The organism is Stenotrophomonas sp. YJH_SMC_10 (assembly GCF_059371555.1).
Map to the genome: position 1 here is coordinate 99018 of NZ_JCAFUS010000012.1, position 23148 is coordinate 122165.

Annotated in this window: 21 protein-coding genes; 6 read left to right on the forward strand and 15 right to left on the reverse strand. The window is 66.5% G+C overall.

The window, feature by feature from the left end; translation table 11 throughout:
• Positions 1 to 210 precede the first annotated feature (210 nt).
• The 9 genes from AC5P9C_RS15655 to AC5P9C_RS15695 all read right to left on the reverse strand — a co-directional run bounded on the left by AC5P9C_RS15655 (position 211) and on the right by AC5P9C_RS15695 (position 7427).
• Complete coding sequence (locus AC5P9C_RS15655; RefSeq protein ID WP_005411127.1) at positions 211 to 633, reverse strand: F0F1 ATP synthase subunit epsilon; 423 nt, start codon at positions 631 to 633, stop codon at positions 211 to 213.
• A gap of 113 nt (positions 634 to 746) precedes the next feature.
• Positions 747 to 2153, reverse strand: a complete 1407-nt coding sequence (gene atpD / locus AC5P9C_RS15660; protein WP_005419510.1) for a F0F1 ATP synthase subunit beta — start codon at positions 2151 to 2153, stop codon at positions 747 to 749.
• Between the two features lie 37 nt (positions 2154 to 2190).
• Positions 2191 to 3054, reverse strand: a complete 864-nt coding sequence (gene atpG, locus AC5P9C_RS15665) for a F0F1 ATP synthase subunit gamma (RefSeq protein WP_005411129.1) — start codon at positions 3052 to 3054, stop codon at positions 2191 to 2193.
• A gap of 97 nt (positions 3055 to 3151) precedes the next feature.
• Positions 3152 to 4699, reverse strand: a complete 1548-nt coding sequence (atpA, locus tag AC5P9C_RS15670) for a F0F1 ATP synthase subunit alpha (RefSeq protein ID WP_005419511.1) — start codon at positions 4697 to 4699, stop codon at positions 3152 to 3154.
• A gap of 44 nt (positions 4700 to 4743) precedes the next feature.
• Positions 4744 to 5271, reverse strand: coding sequence for a F0F1 ATP synthase subunit delta (locus AC5P9C_RS15675; protein ID WP_049466594.1), 528 nt, complete (start codon positions 5269 to 5271; stop codon positions 4744 to 4746).
• Between the two features lie 2 nt (positions 5272 to 5273).
• Positions 5274 to 5744 carry a F0F1 ATP synthase subunit B gene (locus AC5P9C_RS15680; protein WP_005419512.1) on the reverse strand — a complete coding sequence of 157 codons (471 nt, stop codon included), beginning with the start codon at positions 5742 to 5744 and terminating at the stop codon, positions 5274 to 5276.
• 106 nt (positions 5745 to 5850) lie between these two features.
• Entirely contained in the window at positions 5851 to 6156 is a 306-nt protein-coding gene (gene atpE, locus AC5P9C_RS15685) for a F0F1 ATP synthase subunit C (RefSeq protein WP_343540389.1), read from the reverse strand.
• Between the two features lie 73 nt (positions 6157 to 6229).
• Complete coding sequence (atpB, locus tag AC5P9C_RS15690; RefSeq protein WP_049466592.1) at positions 6230 to 7030, reverse strand: F0F1 ATP synthase subunit A; 801 nt, start codon at positions 7028 to 7030, stop codon at positions 6230 to 6232.
• A gap of 31 nt (positions 7031 to 7061) precedes the next feature.
• Positions 7062 to 7427, reverse strand: a complete 366-nt coding sequence (locus AC5P9C_RS15695) for a hypothetical protein (protein WP_014648497.1) — start codon at positions 7425 to 7427, stop codon at positions 7062 to 7064.
• A 457-nt stretch (positions 7428 to 7884) separates the two neighbouring features.
• Here AC5P9C_RS15695 and AC5P9C_RS15700 point away from each other — a divergent pair, with 457 nt between their 5' ends.
• Positions 7885 to 8703, forward strand: a complete 819-nt coding sequence (locus tag AC5P9C_RS15700; protein WP_049466590.1) for a hypothetical protein — start codon at positions 7885 to 7887, stop codon at positions 8701 to 8703.
• Between the two features lie 653 nt (positions 8704 to 9356).
• Here the strand turns inward: AC5P9C_RS15700 and lpdA are convergent.
• The 3 genes from lpdA to AC5P9C_RS15715 form a co-directional block, all read right to left on the reverse strand.
• Positions 9357 to 11165, reverse strand: a complete 1809-nt coding sequence (gene lpdA / locus AC5P9C_RS15705) for a dihydrolipoyl dehydrogenase (RefSeq protein WP_053461449.1) — start codon at positions 11163 to 11165, stop codon at positions 9357 to 9359.
• Positions 11166 to 11272: 107 nt separating this feature from the next.
• Positions 11273 to 12985 (reverse strand): dihydrolipoyllysine-residue acetyltransferase, encoded by a 1713-nt coding sequence (gene aceF, locus AC5P9C_RS15710; RefSeq protein WP_057494524.1) that lies wholly within the window; start codon positions 12983 to 12985, stop codon positions 11273 to 11275.
• Between the two features lie 167 nt (positions 12986 to 13152).
• On the reverse strand, positions 13153 to 13668 hold the full coding sequence (locus AC5P9C_RS15715; RefSeq protein ID WP_343540391.1) for a DNA-deoxyinosine glycosylase: 516 nt from the start codon (positions 13666 to 13668) through the stop codon (positions 13153 to 13155).
• Between the two features lie 186 nt (positions 13669 to 13854).
• On the opposite strand from AC5P9C_RS15715, the gene AC5P9C_RS15720 reads away from it, so the two are divergent.
• The 3 genes from AC5P9C_RS15720 (at position 13855) to glpK (ending at position 17729) form a co-directional block, all read left to right on the forward strand.
• Positions 13855 to 14490, forward strand: a complete 636-nt coding sequence (locus AC5P9C_RS15720) for an OmpW/AlkL family protein (RefSeq protein ID WP_019660737.1) — start codon at positions 13855 to 13857, stop codon at positions 14488 to 14490.
• A gap of 128 nt (positions 14491 to 14618) precedes the next feature.
• Positions 14619 to 16124, forward strand: a complete 1506-nt coding sequence (gene glpD, locus AC5P9C_RS15725; protein WP_343540392.1) for a glycerol-3-phosphate dehydrogenase — start codon at positions 14619 to 14621, stop codon at positions 16122 to 16124.
• A 105-nt stretch (positions 16125 to 16229) separates the two neighbouring features.
• On the forward strand, positions 16230 to 17729 hold the full coding sequence (gene glpK, locus AC5P9C_RS15730; protein ID WP_313288408.1) for a glycerol kinase GlpK: 1500 nt from the start codon (positions 16230 to 16232) through the stop codon (positions 17727 to 17729).
• Positions 17730 to 18614: 885 nt separating this feature from the next.
• Here glpK and AC5P9C_RS15735 read toward each other — a convergent pair.
• Positions 18615 to 19409, reverse strand: coding sequence for a MetQ/NlpA family ABC transporter substrate-binding protein (locus AC5P9C_RS15735; protein ID WP_053506979.1), 795 nt, complete (start codon positions 19407 to 19409; stop codon positions 18615 to 18617).
• Positions 19410 to 19435: 26 nt separating this feature from the next.
• Positions 19436 to 20407: a helix-turn-helix transcriptional regulator gene (locus AC5P9C_RS15740; RefSeq protein WP_049467495.1), complete on the reverse strand. Its 972-nt coding sequence runs from the start codon at positions 20405 to 20407 to the stop codon at positions 19436 to 19438.
• Positions 20408 to 20487: 80 nt separating this feature from the next.
• Between AC5P9C_RS15740 and AC5P9C_RS15745 the strand changes: the two genes are divergently transcribed.
• Positions 20488 to 21090, forward strand: coding sequence for a hypothetical protein (locus AC5P9C_RS15745; RefSeq protein ID WP_495205211.1), 603 nt, complete (start codon positions 20488 to 20490; stop codon positions 21088 to 21090).
• Positions 21091 to 21196: 106 nt separating this feature from the next.
• Positions 21197 to 21973 (forward strand): DUF481 domain-containing protein, encoded by a 777-nt coding sequence (locus AC5P9C_RS15750; RefSeq protein WP_014648509.1) that lies wholly within the window; start codon positions 21197 to 21199, stop codon positions 21971 to 21973.
• Positions 21974 to 22090: 117 nt separating this feature from the next.
• Here AC5P9C_RS15750 and hemC read toward each other — a convergent pair whose 3' ends face one another.
• Positions 22091 to 23002, reverse strand: a complete 912-nt coding sequence (gene hemC, locus AC5P9C_RS15755) for a hydroxymethylbilane synthase (RefSeq protein WP_103282053.1) — start codon at positions 23000 to 23002, stop codon at positions 22091 to 22093.
• Positions 23003 to 23148: the final 146 nt, after the last annotated feature.

A 23148-nucleotide genomic window follows, 5' to 3' on the forward strand; every position in this document is an offset into this window, starting at 1 on the left:
GATCGGGATCGGGGCTGGGATTGGTAGAGTCGACTGTCAGTCGACTGCGCTTCCATCAGGTCGCCAGAATGCCGCGCTGCGCGCGATAGTCGACTAACAGTCGACTCTACCCGGTCGACTCTACCCGGTCGGCTCCAGCCAGTCGGCCCTGCCCGCTCCAAATAAAAACGCCGGCACGGGGCCGGCGTTCTCGTGGATGCTGCGCGAGCCTCAGTGCTTGAGGGTCTTGCGCAGGCGCTCCAGTGCCTGCAGCTGGACGACGGCCTCGGCCAGCTTCTGCTGGGCTTCGGCCACTTCCATCGCTTCGCCGCGGTTGGCCAGGATGCGCTCGGCTTCTTCCTTGGCCTTGCGGACCGAGGCTTCGTCGATGTCCTGCGCGCGGATCGCGGTGTCGGCCAGCACGGTCACCACCTGCGGCTGCACTTCCAGGATGCCGCCGGAAATGGCGAAATCCAGCTGCTCGCCGTTCGGCGTGGTCACCACCACCTTGCCCGGCTTCAGGCGGGTGATCAGCGGCGCGTGCTTGGGCGCGATGCCCAGTTCGCCCAGCTCACCGGTGGCCACGACCAGGGTCGCTTCGCCACGGAAGATTTCCTGCTCGGCGCTGACGATGTCGCAACGGATCGTGCTCATGCAAATCTCTTCGCTGTTCGCGGCGGCGCAATGCCACCGTGGGGGTCCACCGGCGCGGGCGGTTGCCCGGCACCGGCGTCAGGTCGGGCAGGATCGCTCCCACCCGGCCCGGATCAGGCCTTCTCGGCCATCTTCTTGGCCTTCTCGACCGCTTCTTCGATGCCGCCGACCATGTAGAACGCCTGCTCCGGCAGGTGGTCGTATTCGCCATCGACGATGGCCTTGAAGCCACGGATGGTGTCCTTCAGCGGCACGTACTTGCCCGGCGAACCGGTGAACACTTCGGCCACGTGGAACGGCTGGCTGAAGAAGCGCTCGATCTTGCGTGCGCGCGACACGGCCTGCTTGTCCTCTTCGGACAGCTCGTCCATGCCCAGGATCGCGATGATGTCCTTCAGTTCCTTGTACTTCTGCAGGGTCTGCTGGACGCGCTGGGCGGTGTCGTAGTGCTCGTGGCCGATGACCAGCGGGTCCATCTGGCGGCTGGTGGAGTCCAGCGGATCGACGGCCGGGTAGATACCCAGCGAGGCGATCGAACGCGACAGGGTCACGGTCGAGTCCAGGTGGGCGAAGGTGGTCGCCGGCGACGGGTCGGTCAGGTCGTCCGCGGGAACGTAGACGGCCTGGATCGAGGTGATCGAACCATTCTTGGTCGAGGTGATGCGCTCCTGCAGGACGCCCATTTCCTCGGCCAGGGTCGGCTGGTAACCCACCGCGGACGGCATGCGGCCCAGCAGTGCCGACACTTCGGTACCGGCCAGGGTGTAGCGGTAGATGTTGTCGACGAACAGCAGGACGTCCTTGCCCTTGCCGTTTTCGTCCTTCTCATCGCGGAAGTACTCGGCCATGGTCAGGCCGGTCAGGGCGACGCGCAGACGGTTGCCCGGCGGCTCGTTCATCTGGCCGTACACCATCGCCACCTTGTCCAGGACGTTGGAGTCCTTCATTTCGTGGTAGAAGTCGTTGCCCTCACGGGTACGCTCACCCACGCCGGCGAACACGGACAGACCGCTGTGCGCCTTGGCGATGTTGTTGATCAGTTCCATCATGTTGACGGTCTTGCCGACGCCGGCGCCGCCGAACAGGCCGACCTTGCCGCCCTTGGCGAACGGGCACATCAGGTCGATGACCTTGATGCCGGTTTCCAGCAGCTCGGTGGCCGGGGACTGGTCTTCATACGACGGCGCAGCGCGGTGGATTTCCCAGTTGTCGCTGGCAGCGACCGGGCCGGCTTCGTCGATCGGACGGCCCAGCACGTCCATGATGCGGCCCAGGGTGCCGGCGCCGACCGGCACCGAGATGCCACGGCCGGTGTTGACGGCAACCAGGTTGCGCTTCAGGCCGTCGGTGGAACCGAGGGCGATGGTACGCACCACGCCGTCGCCCAGCTGCTGCTGGACTTCGAGGGTGATCTCGGTGTTTTCCACCTTCAGTGCGTCGTACACCTTCGGCACCGATTCACGCGGGAATTCGACGTCGACGACCGCGCCGATGATCTGAACGATCTTGCCCTGACTCATTGCTGCATCCTCTAATGTGTGCTTTGAACGAACGCGGTCAGACTGCTGCCGCGCCGCCGACGATTTCGGAGATTTCCTGGGTGATCGCTGCCTGGCGCGCCTTGTTGTAGACGAGCTGCAGGGTGCCGATCAGCTTGTTGGCGTTGTCGCTCGCCGCCTTCATCGCAACCATGCGTGCCGCATGCTCGGAGGCGACGTTTTCCAGCAGTGCCTGGTACACCAGCGACTCGATGTAACGCGTCATCACGTGCTCGAGCACGGTCGCGGCATCGGGTTCGTACAGGTAATCCCAGTCGTGGTGAGCGACCTGCTTCTCAGCCGGCGGCAGCGGCAGCAGCTGATCGAAGCTGGCCTTCTGCACCATGGTGTTCACGAAGCGGTTGTAGACCAGGTACACGCGGTCGATCTTGCCTTCGGTGAAGGCGTCGAGCATGACCTTGATCACACCGATCAGCGATTCCAGCTTCGGCACGTCGCCGATGTGGGTCACGCTGCCGACCATGTTGACCTTCACGCGGCGGAAGAAGGTCGAAGCCTTCTGGCCGATGGTCACCAGGTCCACTTCGGCACCCTTGTCCTGCCATGCCTTGGCTTCGCCCAGCATCTTGCGGAACAGGTTGTTGTTCAGGCCGCCGGCCAGACCGCGATCGGAGGAGATCACGATGAAACCGACCCGCTTGACCTGCTCGCGCTCGACCAGGAACGGATGCTGGTAGTCGGTGCTGGCCTGGGCCAGATGACCGATCACCTGCTTCATCGCCTGCGCGTACGGACGCGAGGTCTTCATCCGATCCTGCGCCTTGCGGATCTTGGAGGCCGAGACCATTTCCAGGGCGCGCGTCACCTTGCGGGTGTTCTGCACGCTCTTGATCTTGGTTTTGATTTCGCGTCCGCTTGCCATCTCTTGTTTCCCGTGGCGCGGGGCTGATGCCCCGCGTTGTTCAACCGTTTGTCATCTGGTCCAGCGGAGCCAGCGGCTCCGCTCTACAGGACCGCGATTACCAGCTGCCGGTGGTCTTGAACTCGGCGATGCCCTTCTTGAAGGCACCTTCGATGTCGTTGTCCCAACCGCCGGTGGCGTTGACCTTGCTGATCAGCTCGCCCTGGGTGTTGGCGAAGTGGGCGTGCAGGCCTTCTTCGAACGCCAGCAGCTTGTTGACCGGCACGTCGTCGAGGTAACCCTCGTTGACGGCGTAGATCGACAGCGCCTGGTTGGCGATCGACATCGGCGCGTACTGCTTCTGCTTCATCAGCTCGGTGACGCGCTGGCCACGCTCCAGCTGCTTGCGGGTCGCTTCGTCCAGGTCCGAGGCGAACTGCGCGAACGCAGCCAGCTCGCGGTACTGGGCCAGCGAGATACGGATGCCGCCCGACAGCTTCTTGATGATCTTGGTCTGGGCCGAGCCACCGACGCGCGACACCGAGATACCGGCGTTCACGGCCGGACGGATGCCGGCGTTGAACAGGTCGGTTTCCAGGAAGATCTGGCCATCGGTGATCGAGATCACGTTGGTCGGAACGAAGGCGGACACGTCGCCGGCCTGGGTCTCGATGATCGGCAGCGCGGTCAGCGAACCGGTCTTGCCGGTGACCTTGCCTTCGGTGAACTTTTCGACGTATTCCTCGGACACGCGGGCCGCGCGTTCCAGCAGGCGCGAGTGCAGGTAGAACACGTCACCCGGGTAGGCTTCACGGCCCGGCGGGCGCTTCAGCAGCAGCGAGATCTGGCGGTAGGCCACGGCCTGCTTGGACAGATCGTCGTACACGATCAGCGCGTCTTCGCCGCGATCCATGAAGTACTCACCCATGGTGCAGCCCGAGTAGGCGCTGATGTACTGCATGGCGGCCGATTCGGAGGCGGTCGCGGCCACCACGATGGTGTGGGCCAGCGCGCCGTTCTCTTCCAGCTTGCGCACGATGTTGGCGATGGTCGACGCCTTCTGGCCGATCGCAACGTACACGCACTTGATGCCGGTGCCCTTCTGGTTGATCACCGCATCGATCGCCATGGCGGTCTTGCCGGTCTGGCGGTCACCGATGATCAGCTCACGCTGGCCACGGCCGATCGGGATCATCGAGTCGACCGACTTGTAACCGGTCTGCACCGGCTGGTCGACCGACTTGCGCCAGATCACGCCCGGCGCAACACGCTCCACCGGAGCGGTCAGGTCGGTGCCCAGCGGGCCCTTGCCATCGATCGGCTCGCCCAGCGCGTTGACCACGCGGCCCAGCAGTTCCGGACCGACCGGCACTTCCAGGATGCGGCCGGTGGTCTTGGCGACGTCGCCTTCGCGCAGGTGCTCGTAGTCACCCAGGACCACGGCGCCGACCGAGTCGCGCTCCAGGTTCAGGGCCAGGGCGAAGGTGTTGTTCGGCAGTTCGATCATTTCGCCCTGCATCACGTCGGCCAGACCGAAGATGCGCACGATGCCGTCGGACACGCTGGTCACGGTGCCTTCGTTGCGCGATTCCGCGGCCAGCTTGACCTTCTCGATGCGGTTCTTGATCAGTTCGCTGATTTCGGAGGGGTTGAGCGTGGTTGCCATCGTCAAGTCCTAGTGCCGGCAGCGGGGCCGGACGTTAAATGAATTCAGTTAGCGAGCGCGGTCTGCAGACGGGCCAGCTTGCCCTTCAGCGAACCATCGATGACCACGTCGCCGGCGTCGATCACGGCGCCGCCGATCAGCGAGGCATCGACCGCGGTGGTCACGTCGACCTCGCGGTTGAAGCGCTTGCGCAGCGCAGCCTTGATCGCGTCCAGCTCACCGGCCGACAGTTCGGCCGCCGAGGTCACCGTGGCCTTGACCACGTGCTCGGCTTCGGCGCGCAGGGCGTCGAACATGCCGGAGATTTCCGGCAGCAGCGGCAGACGATGCGATTCGGCCAGGATGGCCAGGAAGCGCGAGTAGGTCTCGCCGTGCGACACCGGCGCCAGCAGGGCGACGGCGTCGTCACGACCCAGCTCCGGGTTGGCGAGCAGGGCCGCCACGCGCGGGTCGGCGGCGACGTGGGCGGAGAACGCCAGGGCGTCCGACCACGGCGCGAACGCGCCTTCGTCGCGCGCGGTCGCGAACGCGGCGCGGGCGTACGGGCGGGCAAGCGTGAGGGCCTGGCTCATCCTTAGATCTCCGAGGCCAGCTCGTCGAGCAGCGCCTTGTGGGCGTTGGCGTCGATTTCGCGCTTGAGCAGCTTTTCGGCACCGGTCACGGCCAGCGCGGACACCTGCTTGCGCAGATCTTCACGGGCACGGTTGGCGGCGGCGTCGATTTCAGCCTGGGCCAGTTCCTTCTGACGGGTGGCTTCGGTGATCGCTTCGTTACGGGCAGCATCAACGATCTGGTTGGCACGCGCGTGGGCCTGATCGATGATCTCGTTGGCCTTGGTGCGGGCTTCCTTCAGCGCTTCGTTGACCTTCTCCTGCGCCTGGGCCAGGTCTTTCTGGCTGCGGTCGGCCGCGGCGAGGCCTTCAGCAATCTTCTGCTGGCGCTCTTCGATCGCGTTCATCAGCGGCGGCCAGATCTTGGTCGCGATGATCCAGATCAGACCAGCGAAGGCCAGCGCCTGCGCAAGGAGGGTGAAATTGATATTCATGGTTAGCTCGATCGCTGGTTTCGGGGTGGACGCGCCGCCGTAGCGGCACATCCGGCCTTCATCCGAAACCGGGTGCTTCAGCACCCGGTCGTCTCAAACCGCTGTATCAGCCGGCCAGAGCCTTGGTGACGGCGCCAGCGAAGGTAGCCGACAGCGGGTTGGCGAAGGCCAGCAGCAGGCCAACGGCGACCGAGATGATGAACGCGGCGTCGATCAGGCCGGCGGTGATGAACATGCGGACCTGCAGGACCGGGATCAGTTCCGGCTGGCGCGCGGCCGACTCCAGGAACTTACCAGCCATGATGGCCAGACCCAGACCGGCGCCCAGCGCGGCCAGGCCGATCATGATGCCGACGGCAAGGGCGGTGGAGCTCTGAATCTGCGCGAAGTTGGTCAGGACGGCGAAGTACATGGTTATCTCCAGGAACTTAAGTTGCTAAGGGTGATGAAACGGATGAAGGTTGAAACGCGTTGAAGCTTGAAACTCAGTGAGCGTCTTCCGACAGGCTCAGGTACACGATCGACAGCATCATGAAGATGAAGGCCTGCAGCGGGATCACCAGCAGGTGGAACAGCATCCAGCCAAGGCCGAACGCACCACCGGCAATGGCACCGAAGAAACCGGCACCACCCAGCACCCAGATCAGCAGGAACACGATTTCGCCGCCGAACATGTTGCCGAACAGTCGCATCGCCAGCGAGATCGGCTTGCTCAGCCACTCGACGATGTTGAGGATCAGGTTGAACGGCATCATCCACTTGCCGAACGGCGCCGTCAGGAATTCCTTGATGAAGCCCAGCAGGCCCTTGGACTTCAGCGCGAAGAACAGCATCAGGAAGAACACGCTGATGGCCATGCCGAGGGTGGCGTTGACGTCAGCGGTCGGTACCGGCTTCCAGTAATGGATGCCCGCCCATTCCAGCGGCTTGGCGATGAAGTCGGCCGGGATCATCTTGATCAGGTTCATCATCAGGATCCAGAAGAAGATCGTGATGGCGATCGGCGTGACCAGCTTGCTCTTGCCGTGATAGGTGTCCTTGGCCTGGCGGTCGACGAATTCCAGGCAGATCTCGACGAAGGCCTGCCACTTGCCCGGCACGCCGGCAGTGGCCTTGCGGGTGCCCAGCCAGAACGCGACCACGATCACCAGGCCCATCAGGACGGCGGTGAGGAAGGTATCGACGTGGATATGCCAGAACATACCCTCACCCTTGCCGACCGGCGCGGTCAGGTTGTGCAGGTGATGCTGGATGTAGCTGGTAGGGGTTAGAGCCTCGCCCGCCATGTGTCCGGAACCTTCAGTTAATTGAATTCTGTCAACGCCTGGCCATGGCCAGGACCTGGAACATCAAGCCGACGGCGATACCGGCCAACAGCGCCAATGCAGGCAGCTTGAAGACCAGGAACCCCACCAGCAGGACGCCGAAAACCACGACCCACTTGGCCACGATCGCAATGATCAGGCGAGCCATCGCCGATCCTGCGGCCACCGCGCCACCGCCCAGTGCCATCCGTGCAGCCACCCAGCCACCGGCGGAAATCGCCACTCCGGACGCCAGCGCACCGAGGGCATATTTCGGACCCACCAGCAGGAAGGCCAGGGCCAGGACAGCGACCGCGGCCAGCGGGTAGACCGCGGCGCGCAGCATCAGTCGCCGACCCGCATCAACGGAGTTCAGCACAGGACGTCCCGCGTGGTTGCAAGTGGAAGGCTGAGGCGGCTAAAGCAGGGGGGCCTCATCGAGCCGCCAAATTATAGCAATGGGACAATTTGCGAGACAACCGCTGCCTGTTCATCCCTGGAAGCCGCAAGTTGCGGTAACGGTTACATTTTTGCGTGCCACCAGGGGGACAATGACGTCCGCACCATGTTGCGGCGCAGTATTGAACTTTGGTCGCAGGCTGCGGAACTTTCGTCAGGCAAGCCGGTCCGATCATTCGACCTGCCTGCAGCATCCTCGTCGGCTCCACCCCGCAGGTCCCACGATGGCCCCGAAGCCCCGCTCCGGGGCCATCCTTTTGCAGGATCGCGACAGGGCTGAACCGTACACGCCCCATGGACCATACGTTCACGCATGGTGGACGCGTGCGTCCGGCACAGTGGTCTTCATTCTGATGAACCACTGCAAGGACTCTTCGATGCGCCCCGTACCCACCCTGCTCGCCCTTTCCCTGCTCGCCGCCGGCGCTTCGTTCGCCTCTGCGGCCCACGCCGCCGAAGGCGATGACCGCTTCGCCATCCGCCTGGGTGCGATGAACATCGACTCGGACAACACGCTGCGCGGCAGCACCACCGTGGCCGGCCAGGACATCTCCCTGGACCAGGACTTCAAGCTGGGCGGCAAGGAATGGGAGCCGCGCATCGACGGCATGTTCCGCATCAGCAACCGCCAGCGCCTGCTGTTCAACTACTTCAAGTACGACAAGGACCGCCGCGAGACGCTCGACCAGGGCATTTCCTTCGGCGGTGAGACGGTGCCGGCCGGCAGCTTCGTGAAGGGCGAGCTGAAGTACCAGGTGGCCAGCCTGGTCTACGACTACTCGGTCGTCGATACCGACACCTTCGACCTGGGCCTGCAGATTGGTGGCGAGTACGCCAAGGTCAGCACCAAGGGCTACGCCGACCTGGGCACTGTGTACGAAGGCCAGTTCCTCAACGAGAAGGCCGACGGCGTGGCACCGGTGGTGGGTGCACGCATGACCTTCACTCCGTCCGAGCGCTGGATGATCACGCTGCAGGGCCAGTACCTCAACACGCGCTGGGGCAGCTTCGACGACTACAAGGGCGACCTGAGCCGCGCCAATGCGATCGTCGATTATCGCTTCACCAAGAACTTCGGCGTGTTCGCCGGCTACGACTGGTTCAAGCTGGACGTGGACAAGAAGGGCAGCGACGGCACGGTCGGCCTGAAGCAGGAGTTCAAGGGCCCGGTGGCCGGCATCAGCTTCGTGTTCTGATCCCCTGCCCCTTCCACGGCATCTTCTCTCCTGGCGCGGCCTCCGGAACATCGGGGCCGCGTTTTTTGTGGGTTGCTGGCGAAGAGCAGAAGCGGGTTGGTCGAGCGCCGGAGGGAGCGGGGGCTGCGTGCGAATGTCCCCCGGCGCCGGCCTGCGGCCGGCACCTCCTCCTTTACTTCGCACACGCCCCCCGCTCCCTCCGCGTGTAAGGCATCCCGGCGGCCCAGGCTGTGGCTCTCGACTATCCGCAAGCCGAGCCGCTGCGCGGGTGGCAATTGCCGTAGACGCATGCGTGGTCGAGCGCTGGAGGGAGCGGGGGGGTGCATGCGAATGTCCCCCGGCGCAGGCCTGCGGCCGGCGCCTCCTCCTTTACTTCGCACACACCCCCCGCTCCCTCCGCGTATCAGGCATCCAGGCGGGCCAGGCTGTAGCTCTCGACTATCCGCAAGCCGAGCCGCTGCGTGGGTGGCAGGCGTCTGGACAAAGTAAAGGAGGAGGCGACCGCCGCAGGCGGACGACGGGGGACATTTGTCCAGACGCCTGCCACCCACGCAGTGGCCCAGACCCTCGCGATGTGCTGCCGAAGGCATCCCCGCAGCCAACAAAAAACCCCGGCAGAAACCGGGGTCTTCGTTCGGAACGGCGCGGGCGCCTTACTTCTTCTTCGGCATGTACAGATCGGTGATCGTGCCGTCGTAGATTTCCGAGGCCATCGCCACCGACTCGCTCAGCGTCGGGTGGGCGTGGATGGTGTGGCCGATGTCTTCGGCTTCCGCACCCATCTCGATCGCCAGGCCGATCTCGGCCAGCAGGTCACCGGCATGTACGCCAACGATCGCGCCACCGATGATGCGGTGCGTCTCTTCGTCGAAGATCAGCTTGGTGAAGCCCTCGGTGCGACCGATGCCGATCGCGCGGCCGCTGGCCGCCCACGGGAACTTGGCCACGCCGACCTTCAGGCCCTTGGCCTTGGCTTCGGTCTCGGTGACGCCAACCCAGGCGATTTCCGGGTTGGTGTAGGCCACCGACGGAATCACGCGGGCCACCCACTCCTTCTTGTGGCCGGCCGCCACTTCGGCCGCCAGCTTGCCCTCGTGCGTAGCCTTGTGGGCCAGCATCGGGTTGCCGACGATATCGCCGATGGCAAAGATGTGCGGCACGTTGGTGCGCATCTGCCGATCGACCGGGATGAAGCCACGATCGGTGACCTGCACGCCGGCCTTTTCGGCATCGATCTTCTTGCCGTTCGGCGAACGGCCCACGGCCACCAGCACGCGGTCGAAGGTGCCCTGCGCCAGCGCCGGCGCCTGGCCTTCCTCGGCGGCGTCGAAGGTCACGGTGATGCCCTTGGCGTCGGCAGTGACACCCGATGCCTTGGTCTTCAGGTGCACGTCGATGCCCTGCTTCTTCAGGCGGTCGGCCAGCGGCTTGACCAGGTCCTTGTCGGCACCCGGCATCAGCTGGTCCATGAATTCGACCACGGTGACCTTGCTGCCCAGCGCGCTGTACACGGTGGCCATTTCCAGGCCGATGATGCCGCCGCCAACGACCAGCAGCGAGCCCGGCACTTCGGCCAGCTCCAGCGCGTCGGTGGAATCCATCACGCGCTTGTCGTCCCACGGGAAGTTCGGCAGCTTCACCGCCTGCGAACCGGCGGCGATGATGCACTTCTGGAAGCGCAGCAGCTGGGTGCTGCCGTCAGCAGCGGTGATTTCCAGCTCGTTGGCCGAAACAAACCTGCCGACGCCCTGCACGTTGCGGACCTTGCGCTGCTTGGCCATGCCGGCCAGGCCCTTGGTCAGCTGGTTGACGACCTTTTCCTTGTACTGGCGCAGCTTGTCCAGGGTGATGGTCGGCTTGCCGAACTCGACGCCGAAATCACCGGCGTGGGCCACTTCGTCGATCACCGCAGCAGCATGCAGCAGCGCCTTGGACGGAATGCAGCCCACGTTGAGGCAGACGCCGCCGAGGCTGGCATAGCGCTCGACCAGCACCGTATCCAGGCCGACGTCGGCGGCGCGGAACGCAGCCGTGTAGCCGCCCGGGCCCGAGCCCAGCACGACCATCTCGCATTCAATGTCGGCCGGCTTGCCACTGGACAGCGCCGGCTTCGGCGCAGCCGGTTCGGCCGGGGCACGGTGCGACGGGGTCACCGGCGGCTTGCTGGCCGGGGCGGCCGCAGCGGGCGCCGGCGCAGCGGCCTTGGCCGGGGCTTCGGCGGCACCTTCAGCATCCAGCACCACGACCACGGCGCCTTCGGACAGGGTGTCGCCCAGCTTGACCTTGATTTCCTTGACCACGCCGGCGGCCGAGGACGGCACTTCCAGGGTGGCCTTGTCCGACTCCAGGGTCACCAGACCCTGATCCTTCTTCACCGTGTCGCCGACGGCGACCAACACTTCAATCACCGGCACATCGCTGTAATCGCCGATGTCGGGAACCTTGACTTCAATCGTGGCCATGGTGGGTTTTCCTCATGCCCGGCCGGCGCCGCCGGCGGGCTGTCACTGCATCTGTTCACGCGGCCGCGCCAGGGGCAGCGGCCGCACGGTGGGGGCGAAGCGGTGCGTTACAGCAGCACGCGGCGCATGTCGGCCAGTACCTGCGACAGGTACGTGGTGAAGCGTGCGGCCAGGGCGCCATCGATGACGCGGTGGTCGTAGCTCAGCGACAGCGGCAGCATCAGCTTCGGTGCGAAGTCCTTGCCGTTCCAGACCGGCTGGATGGACGACTTGGAGACGCCCAGGATGGCCACTTCCGGTGCATTGACGATCGGGGTGAACGCGGTGCCGCCGATGCCACCCAGCGAGCTGATCGAGAAGCAGCCGCCGCTCATGTCGGCCGGGCCCAGCTTGCCGTCGCGCGCCTTCTTGGCCAGTTCGCCGGTTTCCTGCGCGATCTGCACCACGCCCTTCTTGTCCACGTCGCGGATCACCGGCACGACCAGGCCGTTCGGCGTGTCAGCGGCGAAGCCGATGTGGAAGTACTTCTTCAGGGTCAGGTTTTCACCGCTGGCATCGAGCGAGGCGTTGAACTCCGGGAACTTCTTCAACGCCGCGGCGCTGGCCTTGATCAGGAAGGCGAGCATGGTCAGCTTGATGCCGGCCTTCTCGTTCTCCTTGTTCAGCGCCACGCGCAGGGCTTCCAGGTCGGTGATGTCGGCCTGTTCGAACTGGGTCACGTGCGGGATCATCGCCCAGTTGCGGGCCAGGTTCGCACCGGAGATCTTCTTGATGCGCGACAGCGGCTGGACTTCGGTCTCGCCGAACTTGCTGAAGTCGACCTTCGGCCACGGCAGCAGGTTCAGGCCACCACCGGCGGCGACGGCGCCACCGCCGGCAGCCGGCACGCCGCCGCTGAGCGCGGCCTTGACGAACTTCTGCACGTCGCCCTTGGTGATGCGGCCGCCCTTCTCGGTGCCGTTGACCTGCAGCAGGTCCACGCCCAGCTCGCGGGCGAACACGCGCACGGCCGGGGTGGCGTACGGCACCTTGGCCGGCAGCACGCCGTCGGCGTTGAACTGCACCGGCGGGCTGGACGGGGTACCGGCCGAGGCGATCTCGCGGGCCGCCAGCTTGTCCGGCTGGGCCGGAACGGCCACCGGCTCGACCTTGGTGGCGGTCTCGGCAGCGGCCGGGGCGGCGGCAGCAGCGGCCTTGCTCGGGGCCGGTGCGGCAGCACCTTCGGCCTCGATGATGGCGACCACGGCACCCTGCGACAGGGTGTCGCCGACCTTGACCTTCAGCTCCTTGACCACGCCGGCCACCGACGACGGTACTTCCATGGTCGCCTTGTCGCTTTCCAGCGTCACCAGGCCCTGGTCCTTCTTGACCGTGTCGCCCACGGCGACCAGCACTTCGATGACCGGGATGTCGGTGTAATCGCCGATGTCCGGCACCCGTGCTTCAACCGCACCGCCGCTGGCAGCCGGGGCAGCCGGTGCGGCAGCCGCCGGGGCCGGCGCGCTCTGGGTGGCGGCAGCCGGGGCAGCGGCCTTGGCCGGGGCCGGTGCGGCGGCGGCCGGCGAGGCGGCTTCGCCTTCGGCCACTTCGATCAGCGCCACGACCTTGCCTTCGGACAGGCTGTCGCCGACCTTGACCTTGAGTTCCTTGACCACGCCCGCCACCGACGACGGCACTTCCATGGTCGCCTTGTCGCTTTCCAGCGTCACCAGGCCCTGGTCCTTCTTGACCGTGTCGCCGACGGCGACAAGCACCTCGATTACCGGGATATCGCTGTAGTCACCGATATCGGGGACAAGTGCTTCCTTGATTTCGGCCATGGGGATAACTCCGGCAATCTGGTGTAGGGAAACGTCTATTGTGCGGCCAGCGGGGGCCAGCGCCAACCGTTACAGGTGTTTTCAGTACACACGCAGCCGGGACAGGCTGTTGCCCATGGGTCGGGTGCGCGACCAGTCGGTAGCGTATTGTCCAGGCGATGTCCGCCTCATGTCGCCCGTGCGTCAGCGACCGGTTGCCAGGCCTTGCGCAGGCGCGGCAGCGACCACGCGGCATTGGCAGGGCTGGTTGACGGCAGCGCGACCACCGGTGGCGGCGCCTCCAGCCGCGGCAGCACCCAGCGCTGGAAGGCCTGCAGTGATGCACCGCCATTGCAGCCGATCAGCGTCAGCTCAGGCAGCGTGGCGATCAGTTCCGGCAGCGCATTGGCCACTTCGGTGCCGCGCACGATGTCCGCATCCAGGCTGCCGCGCCGCTCGCAGCGGCCGATCACATCCCACAGGCCGATGCCCGCAGCGTTCAACGCCTGCAGCCGCGCTGCATAGGGCAGGTCCATGCTGAAACCGCAGATGTCGGCCATCAGCGGCCAGAAGCGGTTGCGCGGATGGGCGTAATACCGCTGCTGCTGCAGCGACGCCGCGCCTGGCATCGAGCCGAGCACCAGCACTCTGCAGTCCACGTTCACCTGCGCTTGCAGGCCGATGCACACCGTTGCTGTGCTCACATCTTCTCCAACTGCATGAATGTCACCGCGTGCCAGAAACCCCATGAATACAGGCATTCCGCACCGGTCGCTGAACAAGGAAAACTATTTTTTAACGTGCGTCGGATTCGATTCATGTTGGGGCGACTACGGTGTGCTCGCCCCGCAACCGGGGGCCCAAAACAAGAAACATTAGGAGATACCCCCATGCGCTCCATCCGTATCCTGAGTCTCGCCCTGCTGACCTCCGCCGCCTTCGCGCCGGCCGCTTTCGCCCAGGACAGCAGCAGCACCGACACCGCTTCTGGCAAGCATTTTGCCGTTGTCGGCGGCATCTCGCTGCTGGAACCGAAGAACGACCCGATCACCGGCGTGAAGAAGACCGATGGTGGCCCGGCGCCGACCGTCAGCTTCAGCTACTACATCAACGACAACTGGGCCGTTGAACTGTGGGGCGCTGCCGACAAGTTCGAAAACAAGTTCAAGGGCCCGAACAACGCCCGCCTGGGCTCGGTCGAGCAGCAGCCGGTCGCGCTGAGCGGCCAGTACCACTTCGGCCAGGCTGACAACGTGTTCCGCCCGTTCGTGGGCGTGGGCTACTACCAGTCGAGCTTCAGCAACGAGAAGCTGGGCAACGGCGCTGACACCGACATCCGCTTCAAGGATGCCAAGGGCGTGATCGGTACCGTCGGCGTCGACATGAACATCAACTCCACCTGGTTCGCCCGTGCCGACGCCCGCTACATGCGCGCCCGCCCGGACGTGAAGGTTGGCGGCGAGAAGATCGGCGAAGCCAAGATGGATCCGTGGACCGTCGGCTTCGGCATCGGCGCCCGCTTCTGATCCAGGCAGCACCTGCTTCACGGATGTAACGCGACGGGCCCTTCGGGGCCCGTCGTCGTTTCCGTCACCCGCGTTCTGTAGAGTCGACTAACAGTCGACTCTACGCACACACAGGACGCGGAGACCCGATGGACGACCTCGACCTGCTGGTCATCGGTGGCGGCATCAACGGCGCCGGCATCGCCCGTGACGCCAGCGGCCGCGGCCTGCGCGTCCTGCTCTGCGAGCAGCATGACCTGGCCGCACACACCTCCAGTGCCAGCAGCAAGCTGATCCATGGCGGCCTGCGCTACCTCGAACAGGGCGAGTTCGGCCTGGTGCGCAAAGCGCTGGGTGAGCGTGAGACGGTACGCCGGCAAGCCCCTCACCTGGTCCATCCGCTGCGTTTCGTCCTGCCCTGGGAGCCGCACCTGCGCCCGCGCTGGATGCTGCGCGCGGGACTGTGGCTGTACGACCATCTGGGCCGGCGCAGCCCTGCGTTTCCCGCATCGCACGCACTGGACCTGCAACGCGATCCGCTGGGTCGCTGGCTCTCCCCCTCGTTGCAGCACGGCTTCAGCTACGCCGATGCGCAGGTCGATGACGCGCGGCTGGTGCTGCTCAACGCCCTGGATGCCGCGCAGCGCGGCGCACAGGTGCGGGTCCGCAGCCGCTGCATCGACCTGCGCCCCGTGCAGGGCCGATGGCAGGCCATTCTGGAATCCGCCGATGGCCAGCCGCACCCGGTGACGGCGCGCGCCGTTGTCAATGCGGCTGGTCCGTGGGCCGGTGGCCTGCTGGAACAGATGCAGGGGCGCGGCGATGGCCCCGCGCTGCGCCTGGTGCAGGGCAGCCACATCGTGCTGCGCCGCCCCTGGCCCAGCGACAGCGCCTGCCTGCTGCAGCAGCCCGATGGGCGCGTGGTGTTCCTGCTGCCCTTCGCCCACGACCACCTGCTGGTCGGCACCACCGACACCGACTATCGCGGTGACCCGGCGCGCTGCAGCGTGCTCCCTGCGGAGGTGACGTACCTGTGTGATGCGGCCAATCGCTACCTGCGTGATCCCATCGCAGCGGAAGACGTGGTCTGGCGGTTCGCTGGCGTACGCCCGTTGCTGGCCGATCCCGATCCGCGTGCGGCACGACTCAGCCGTGATTACCGTCTGCAGCTGCAGTCCCACCCGGCACCGGCGCTGCATGTGCTGGGCGGCAAGCTGACCACCTACCGGGTGCTGGCCGAGGAGGCGCTGGAGCTGCTGCGGCCAGCGCTGCCACAGATGGGGCCGGCGTGGACGGCAGGCGGAGACCCGCTGCCGGGCAGCGACTGGGGCGACGCCACGCAGGCGTGCTCGCGCCTGCAGTCACTGGCACCGTGGTTGCCGAGTGGGATCGCACAGCGCTGGGCCGGGGCCTACGGCAGTCGCAGCGCGGAACTGCTGCAGGGTGTACAGGGCCTGCACGACCTTGGCGAGGCGTTTGGCGGCGGCCTGCATGCCTGCGAAGGGGACTTCCTGCGCAGGCATGAGTGGGCGCTCGACTCCGACGATGTGCTGTGGCGCAGGAGCAAGCTGGGGTTGCGGCTGGATGCTGCGCAGGTGGCACGGCTGCAGGCGTGGATGGAGGGTCGGATCCCGACCCCACGGAAAGGGCTCTGAGCCCCGTGTTGCCACGTGTGCCAACCAAGGTTGGCAGCTACCAGGGCAGCCGCGCGCGACGCGATCGGTGCATTAGGATTTCCCCATCGCCATCGGAGACGCTGCATGACGCCCCGCTACGTGCTGGCCATCGACCAGGGCACCACCAGTTCGCGCGCGATCCTGTTCGACCGCGCCGGCGACATCGTCGGCAGCGCACAGCGCGAGTTCGCGCAGATCTTCCCGCATCCCGGCTGGGTCGAGCATGACCCGCGCGAGATCCTCACCAGCGTCTATGCCACGTTGACCGAACTGCTCAGCCGCGGGCAGATCGACCCGCGCCATATCGCCGCGCTTGGCATCACCAACCAACGCGAAACCACCGTGGTCTGGGACCGCACCACCGGCCAGCCCATCCACAACGCCATCGTCTGGCAATCGCGGCAGAGCCACGCCATCTGCGAGCGCCTGAAGTCCGAAGGGCATGAAGCGCTGATCCGCGAACGGACCGGCCTGTTGATCGATGCGTATTTCTCCGCGACCAAGGTGCGCTGGATCCTCGACCACGTGGAAGGTGCGCAACAGCGCGCCGAGCGTGGCGAGCTGCTGTTCGGCACCATCGACAGCTGGCTGGTGTGGAACCTCAGCGGCGGCCAGGCGCATGTGACCGACTACAGCAACGCGGCGCGCACCCTGTTGTTCAACATCCACACGCTGGACTGGGACGACGACCTGCTGGCCCTGCTCGACATCCCGCGCGCGATGCTGCCGCAGGTGCGCGACTCCAGCGCGGTGTACGCGCATACCCGGCCGCAGTTCTTCTTCGACCACCCGATCCCGATCGCCGGCATCGCCGGTGACCAGCAGGCCGCGCTGTTCGGCCAGGCCTGCTTCCAGCCGGGCATGGTCAAGAACACCTATGGCACCGGCTGCTTCATGCTGATGCACACCGGCGCGCAGGCGGTGCGCTCGCGCAATGGCCTGCTGACCACCGTGGCCTGGGGCCTGGACGGGCGCGTGGAGTACGCACTGGAAGGTTCGATCTTCATCGCCGGCTCGGTGGTGCAGTGGCTGCGCGACGGGCTGCGCATGATCGAACGCGCCAGTGACAGCCAGGCACTGGCCGCGCAGGTGCCCGACAGTGGCGGCACCTACCTGGTGCCGGCGTTCGTCGGCCTCGGTGCGCCCTATTGGCGCAGCGATGTGCGCGGTGCGATGTTCGGGCTGACCCGCGGTACCCGCAAGGCGCATTTCGTGCGCGCGGCGCTGGAAGCGATGGCCTACCAGACCCGCGACGTGCTCGATGCGATGCAGTCCGATGCCGGTATCGCATTGAGCGAACTGCGCGCCGATGGCGGCGCGATCGGCAATGACTTCCTGGCCGGTTTCCAGGCGGACATTCTCGGTGTGCCGCTGTTGCGGCCGCGGCTGACCGAAACCACCGCGCTGGGCGCGGCCTACCTGGCCGGGCTGGCGGTAGGGTTCTGGTCCAGCCGTGAACAGATCGCCGCGCAGTGGGGGCTGGACAGGCGCTTCGAGCCGCAGATGGACGCGGCCCGGCGCGAGCGGCTGTACGCGGGATGGCAGCAGGCCGTCGCTGCCACCCTCGCCTTCCACGTCGATTGAGGGTAGTGCCGGCCGCTGGCCGGCAGCCCCGTGATCTTTGCAATGCTCTGTGATTGCCGGCCAGCGGCCGGCACTACCACACAGTCAGAACGCCGGCAGCACCGCGCCCTGGTACTTGGTCTCGATGATCGCCGCGCAGTGGGGGCTGGATGGACGCGGCCCGGCGCGAGCGGCTGTACGCGGGATTGAGGGTAGTGCCGGCCGCTGGCCGGCAGCCCCGTGATCTTCGCAATGCCCGGTGATTGCCGGCCAGCGGCCGGCACTACCGTACGGTCGGAACGCCGGCAGCACCGCGCCCTGGTACTTGGTCTCGATGATCGCCGCGCAGTGGGGGCTGGACGGACGCCGCCCGGCGCGAGCGGCTGTACGCGGGATTGAGGGTAGTGCCGGCCGCTGGCCGGCAGCCCCGTGATCTTCGCAATGCTCGGTGATTGCCGGCCAGCGGCCGGCACTACCGTACGGTCAGAACGCCGGCAGCACCGCGCCCTGGTACTTGGTCTCGATAATCGCCGCGCAGTGGGGTTGGATGGACGCGGCCCGGCGCGAGCGGCTGTACGCGGGATGGCAGCAGGCCGTTGCTGCCACCCTCGCCTTACACGTCGATTGAGGGTAGTGCCGGCCGCTGGCTGGCAGCCCCGTGATCTTCGCAATGCCCGGTGAGTGCCGGCCAGCGGCCGGCACTACCACACGGTCAGAACGCCGGCAGCACCGCGCCCTTGTACTTGGTCTCGATGATCGCCGCGCAGTGGGGGCTGGATGGACGCAGCCCGGCGCGAGCGGCTGTACGCGGGATTGAGGGTAGTGCCGGCCGCTGGCCGGCAGCCCCGTGATCTTCGCAATGCAATGCTCGGTGATTGCCGGCCAGCGGCCGGCACTACCGTACGGTCAGAACGCCGGCAACACCGCGCCCTTGTACTTGGTCTCGATGAAGGCCTTCACCTGCGGGCTGGTCAGCGCCTTGGCCAGCTTCTGCACGCGGGCGTCGTCCTTGTTGTCCGGGCGCGCGACCAGGAAATTCACGTACGGCGAATCCTTGCTCTCGATCGCCAGCGCGTCCTGGGTCGGGTTGAGGCCGGCATCCAGCGCGTAGTTGGTATTGATCAGCGCCAGGTCGACCTGGTCCAGCACGCGCGGCAACATCGCCGAATCCAGCTCGCGGAACTTCAGGTTCTTCGGGTTGGCGGTGATGTCGCGCTGGGTCGACAGTGCGTTGGTCGGGTCCTTCAGCTGAATCACGCCGGCCTTGTGCAGCAGGATCAGCGCGCGGCTGTTGTTGCTCGGGTCGTTCGGGATCACCACGTCGGCACCTTCGCGCAGCTCGGCCAGCGACTTGACCTTGCGCGAGTAAGCGCCAAACGGCTCGATATGCACGCCGATCACCTTCACCAGGTCGGTCTTGCGGTCGCGGTTGTACGCATCCAGGTACGGCTCGGTCTGGAAGTAGTTGGCGTCCACCTGCTTCTGCACCAGCTGGTCGTTGGGCTGCACGTAGTCATTGAACACGCGCACGTCCAGGTCCACGCCTTCCTGCTTGAGGATCGGCTTGACCACCTCGAGGATCTCGGCGTGCGGCACGGCCGTGGCGGCCACCACCAGCTTCTGCGAGGGCTCGCCGGACGTGCCGCAGGCGGTCAGGGCCAGCGCCGCGGCGAGCAGGGGCAACAACAGGGTCTTCTTCATGGGGGACGGGATTCTCGGGGGGAGTGTCAGGAGGGTTCGTAGTTGCTCAGCGCCAGCTCAAGCAGCGCCTTGGCCTGCTCACGCAGCATCATCGGCTCGACGATCTCGGCATCCGATCCATAGTGCAGCACGTCCATCAGCAACTCGCGCGAAACGCTGTACGGCACCTTCAGCTCATAGCGGCCGTCGGCCAGGAAGCGGCCCTGCTGCTTGGAATGCCAGTGCTCGTCGGCCACCCAGCGCGCGGCCTTGGCGCTGAACAGGATGGTCGCCCACCCCTTCGGCGCACCGGAGAAAATGCCGTAGCTGGCGCCGAGCTGCTCGTCCAGCTCGCTGTCGGCGACGTCGCGGGCGGTGCTGTCGACCACCCGTGCCTTGTGGATGCGGTCCACTGCAAAACTGCGCAGGGCCTCGCGGTCGTGGTCCCAAGCGTCCAGGTACCAGTTGTCGCGATAATGGGTCAGGCGCTGCGGCGAGACCGTGCGCTTGGTCGGCTCGTCGGTGGAACGGGCGCGGTACTCGAACGCCAGCTGGCGACGCTCCAGCACGGCCGAAGCGACGCTGCGGAAGCTGCCCTCGTCGAACTTGCGGCCGCGATGCGGGATCACCCGCACGCGGTCGACCGGCCAGCTGGAGACGCCCGCCTGGGCGGCCAGCAGGCTCTCGATGCGCTGCTGCAGCGGTGCCAGCACCGAGGACAGCACGCCGCCGCCGGTACGCGCCAGCAGGTGCTGGGAGGCCAACAGCGCATGCAGCTCTTCCGAGCTGAGCCATAGGCCGGGCAGCTCGAAGCGATCGCTCTCGTCGGCCTGGTAGCGGAAGCCCGCCTCGCCGTCGCCCTCGATCGGTGCCATCAGCGCGTCGCGCAGGAAGGCCAGATCGCGGTACACGGTGGCACGGGAACAACCGAGCTTGTCCTGCAGGGTCGCCACCGTGACCGGATAGCGCGCGGACTTGAGCAGACGATGCAGGGCGGTGATGCGTTCGTATCGGTCCATGCCCCCGATTATGTCCGAGTCGCGGGTCTTGTGTGGGACGTTTGGGCTATCGTGGTCGCCCCCACCCCATGGAATGCCCGATGCGCCGGTTGCCCGCCCTGTCCCTGCTGGCCTGCCTGCTGCTGGCCGCCTGTGATCGCGCGCCCGCGCCGGCCGGCACCGCGGCCCCCGTGACAGCCGCCGACCCGGCGCAGGCGGTGCTGGGCGCCAGCCAGCGTTTCGCGGCCCTGCGCAGCTTCCACGCCGAACTGGAGGTCCTGGGCGCACCGCAGCCGGTGCGCAGCGCCATGGATTTCGTCGCGCCCGATCGATTCCGGGCGCAGACCCCGGCCGGTCCGCAGACCATCATCGGCGACACCCTGTTCCTGCAGGCCGACGGCGCGATCCGCCAGGTACCGACGCCGCCCGGCCTGCTGGAGCAATGGCGCAACCCGCTGCCGGCCGACGCCCTGCCGGCCGATCTGCAGGCCGAAGACCTCGGCAGCCAGGCGCTGGACGGGGTCCAGACCCGTCACTACCGGCTACGCGGTGCCCAGCCCGGCGAACGCCTGGAATACTGGGTGGATGCCCAGGGCCTGCCGCGGCAGATCGTGCGCAGTGGCAGCAGCCATGGCCGCAGCTTCCAGCTGCGACTGCGCTATTCGCGCTTCAACGACCCGGCATTGCACGTCGATCTGCCCTGAATAGGGGATCGCAGCAACGCTTGCTGAAGCGCGCATTGGATCGATTCGGACCGCCATCACGCTTCCAGTATCATCACCGGCTGTCAACCGTTCCGGAGAACCCTCGATGTCCCTGCGCGTGTCCCTGCTGGTCCCCCTGCTGCTGTGTGCGCCGCTTGCATACGCGCAGGATGCCTCCGAGCTGGCGGCGATGTCCTCGCCGTGGAGCGGCAGCGGCGGCGAGCTCGGCTTTGCGTCGGCACGCGGCAACAGCAGCACCGAGAGCTTCAACGGCCGCCTGCGCCTGCGTTACACCGACGGCGACTGGGTGCACAGCATGGACCTGTTCGGCCTGCGCTCCAGCTCCAAGGTGACCGAGACCAATGACGACGGCACCACCACCCGTCGCAACAACACCACTGCCAACCGCTACACCGGCAGCGCCGGCAGCGCGCTGCAGCTGGGCGAGCACCGCCAGCTGACCGCCACGGTGCGTACCGAGCGCGACGACTTCGCCACCTACGACCGCCAGAGCTCGTTCGGTCTGGGCTATGGCACCCGCCTGTGGAACACCGAGCGCTTCTCGTTCGACGCGCAGATCGGCCCCGGTGTGCGCCGCACCCACAGCACCGAAGACGACCGCACCCGCACCGGCCTGATCGGCCGTGGCCTGTTCGACATGAAGTATTCGCTGACCGACAACACCGACCTGGTCAACACCCTGCTGGTCGAGTCCGGTTCGTACAACACCTTCGGCCAGAACGACTTCGGTGTCTCGGTGAGCATGAACGAGCACCTGGCGCTGAAGGCCGGCTGGCAGGCGCGTTACAACAGCGACGTCGCCGAGGACAAGCGCAAGACCGATACGCTGACCACGATGAACGTGGTCTACAAGTTCAAATAAGCAGAACGGGCGCCCAGGGCGCCCGTTCCTCTTTCGGTAGTGCCGGCCGCTGGCCGGCAACTGCATTCAACTGGGGCACGCGGTTGCCGGCCAGCGACCGGCACTACCGGCGATGGCTCAGACGTTCAGCAGTTCGCCGGCACCGGCCTCCAGCAGCATCTTCGCCACGCGCTGGCCGAGCGCCTCCGGGTCGCTGCCCGGGCCCACCGCCTCGGCGCGCACCGCGCGGCCATCGCTGGCACTGCCGACCAAGCCCTGCAGGTGCAGGTCGTCGCCCTGCCACTGCGCGATGGCCGCCACCGGCACATGGCAGCTGCCATGCAGCGCGCGGTTCATTGCCCGCTCGGCTTCCACGCAGGCGCGCGTGGCTGCGTCATCAAGCGTGGCGAACAGCGCCCGCAGGCGCGCATTGCCGCCATCACATTCCACCGCGACGGCGCCCTGTGCCGGCGCCGGCAGCCACTGTGGCGGCTGCAGGCGCGCGACGATGCGTGCGCCCAGGCCGAGGCGCTCCAGGCCGGCCACGGCCAGCACAATCGCGTCATAGCCACCATTGTCGAGCTTGGCCAGGCGCGTGTTGACGTTGCCACGCAGGTCCAGCAGCTGCAGGTCCGGGCGCAGCGCGCGCAGCTGGGCCTGGCGGCGCAGCGACGAAGTACCGACCCGGGCACCGATCGGCAGCGCGTCCAGCGAGGCATACAGGTTGGAAACAAAGCCATCGGCCGGATCGTGGCGGGGCAGGATTGCCGGCAGCGCGAACGGCTCGTCCAGTTCCATCGGCACGTCCTTCAGCGAGTGCACCGCGCAGTCGGCCTCACCGCGCAGCATGGCCAGCTCCAGTTCCTTCAGGAACAGGCCCTTGCCACCGATCGCGGCAAGCGAGCGATCAAGCACCTCGTCACCGCGGGTGCTCATCGGCACCAGTTCCACATGCAGGCCGGGATGGGCCTGGCGCAAGCGGTCGGCGACGTGTTCGCTCTGCCAGAGGGCGAGCGGGCTCTTGCGGGTGGCGATGCGGACGGTTTCCATCCGGACATTATCGCGCCTTCGGCGCGGATACGGCCAACGGCGGAGCCCCTCGTGGCTGGGGCTATCAAAGCAGAAGCCGTGCTTGGCCGGGGCGGTGGGGTCATGCGGGGACGCCGTGAACCCATCCCTGGGGGCTTGGCCGCGGC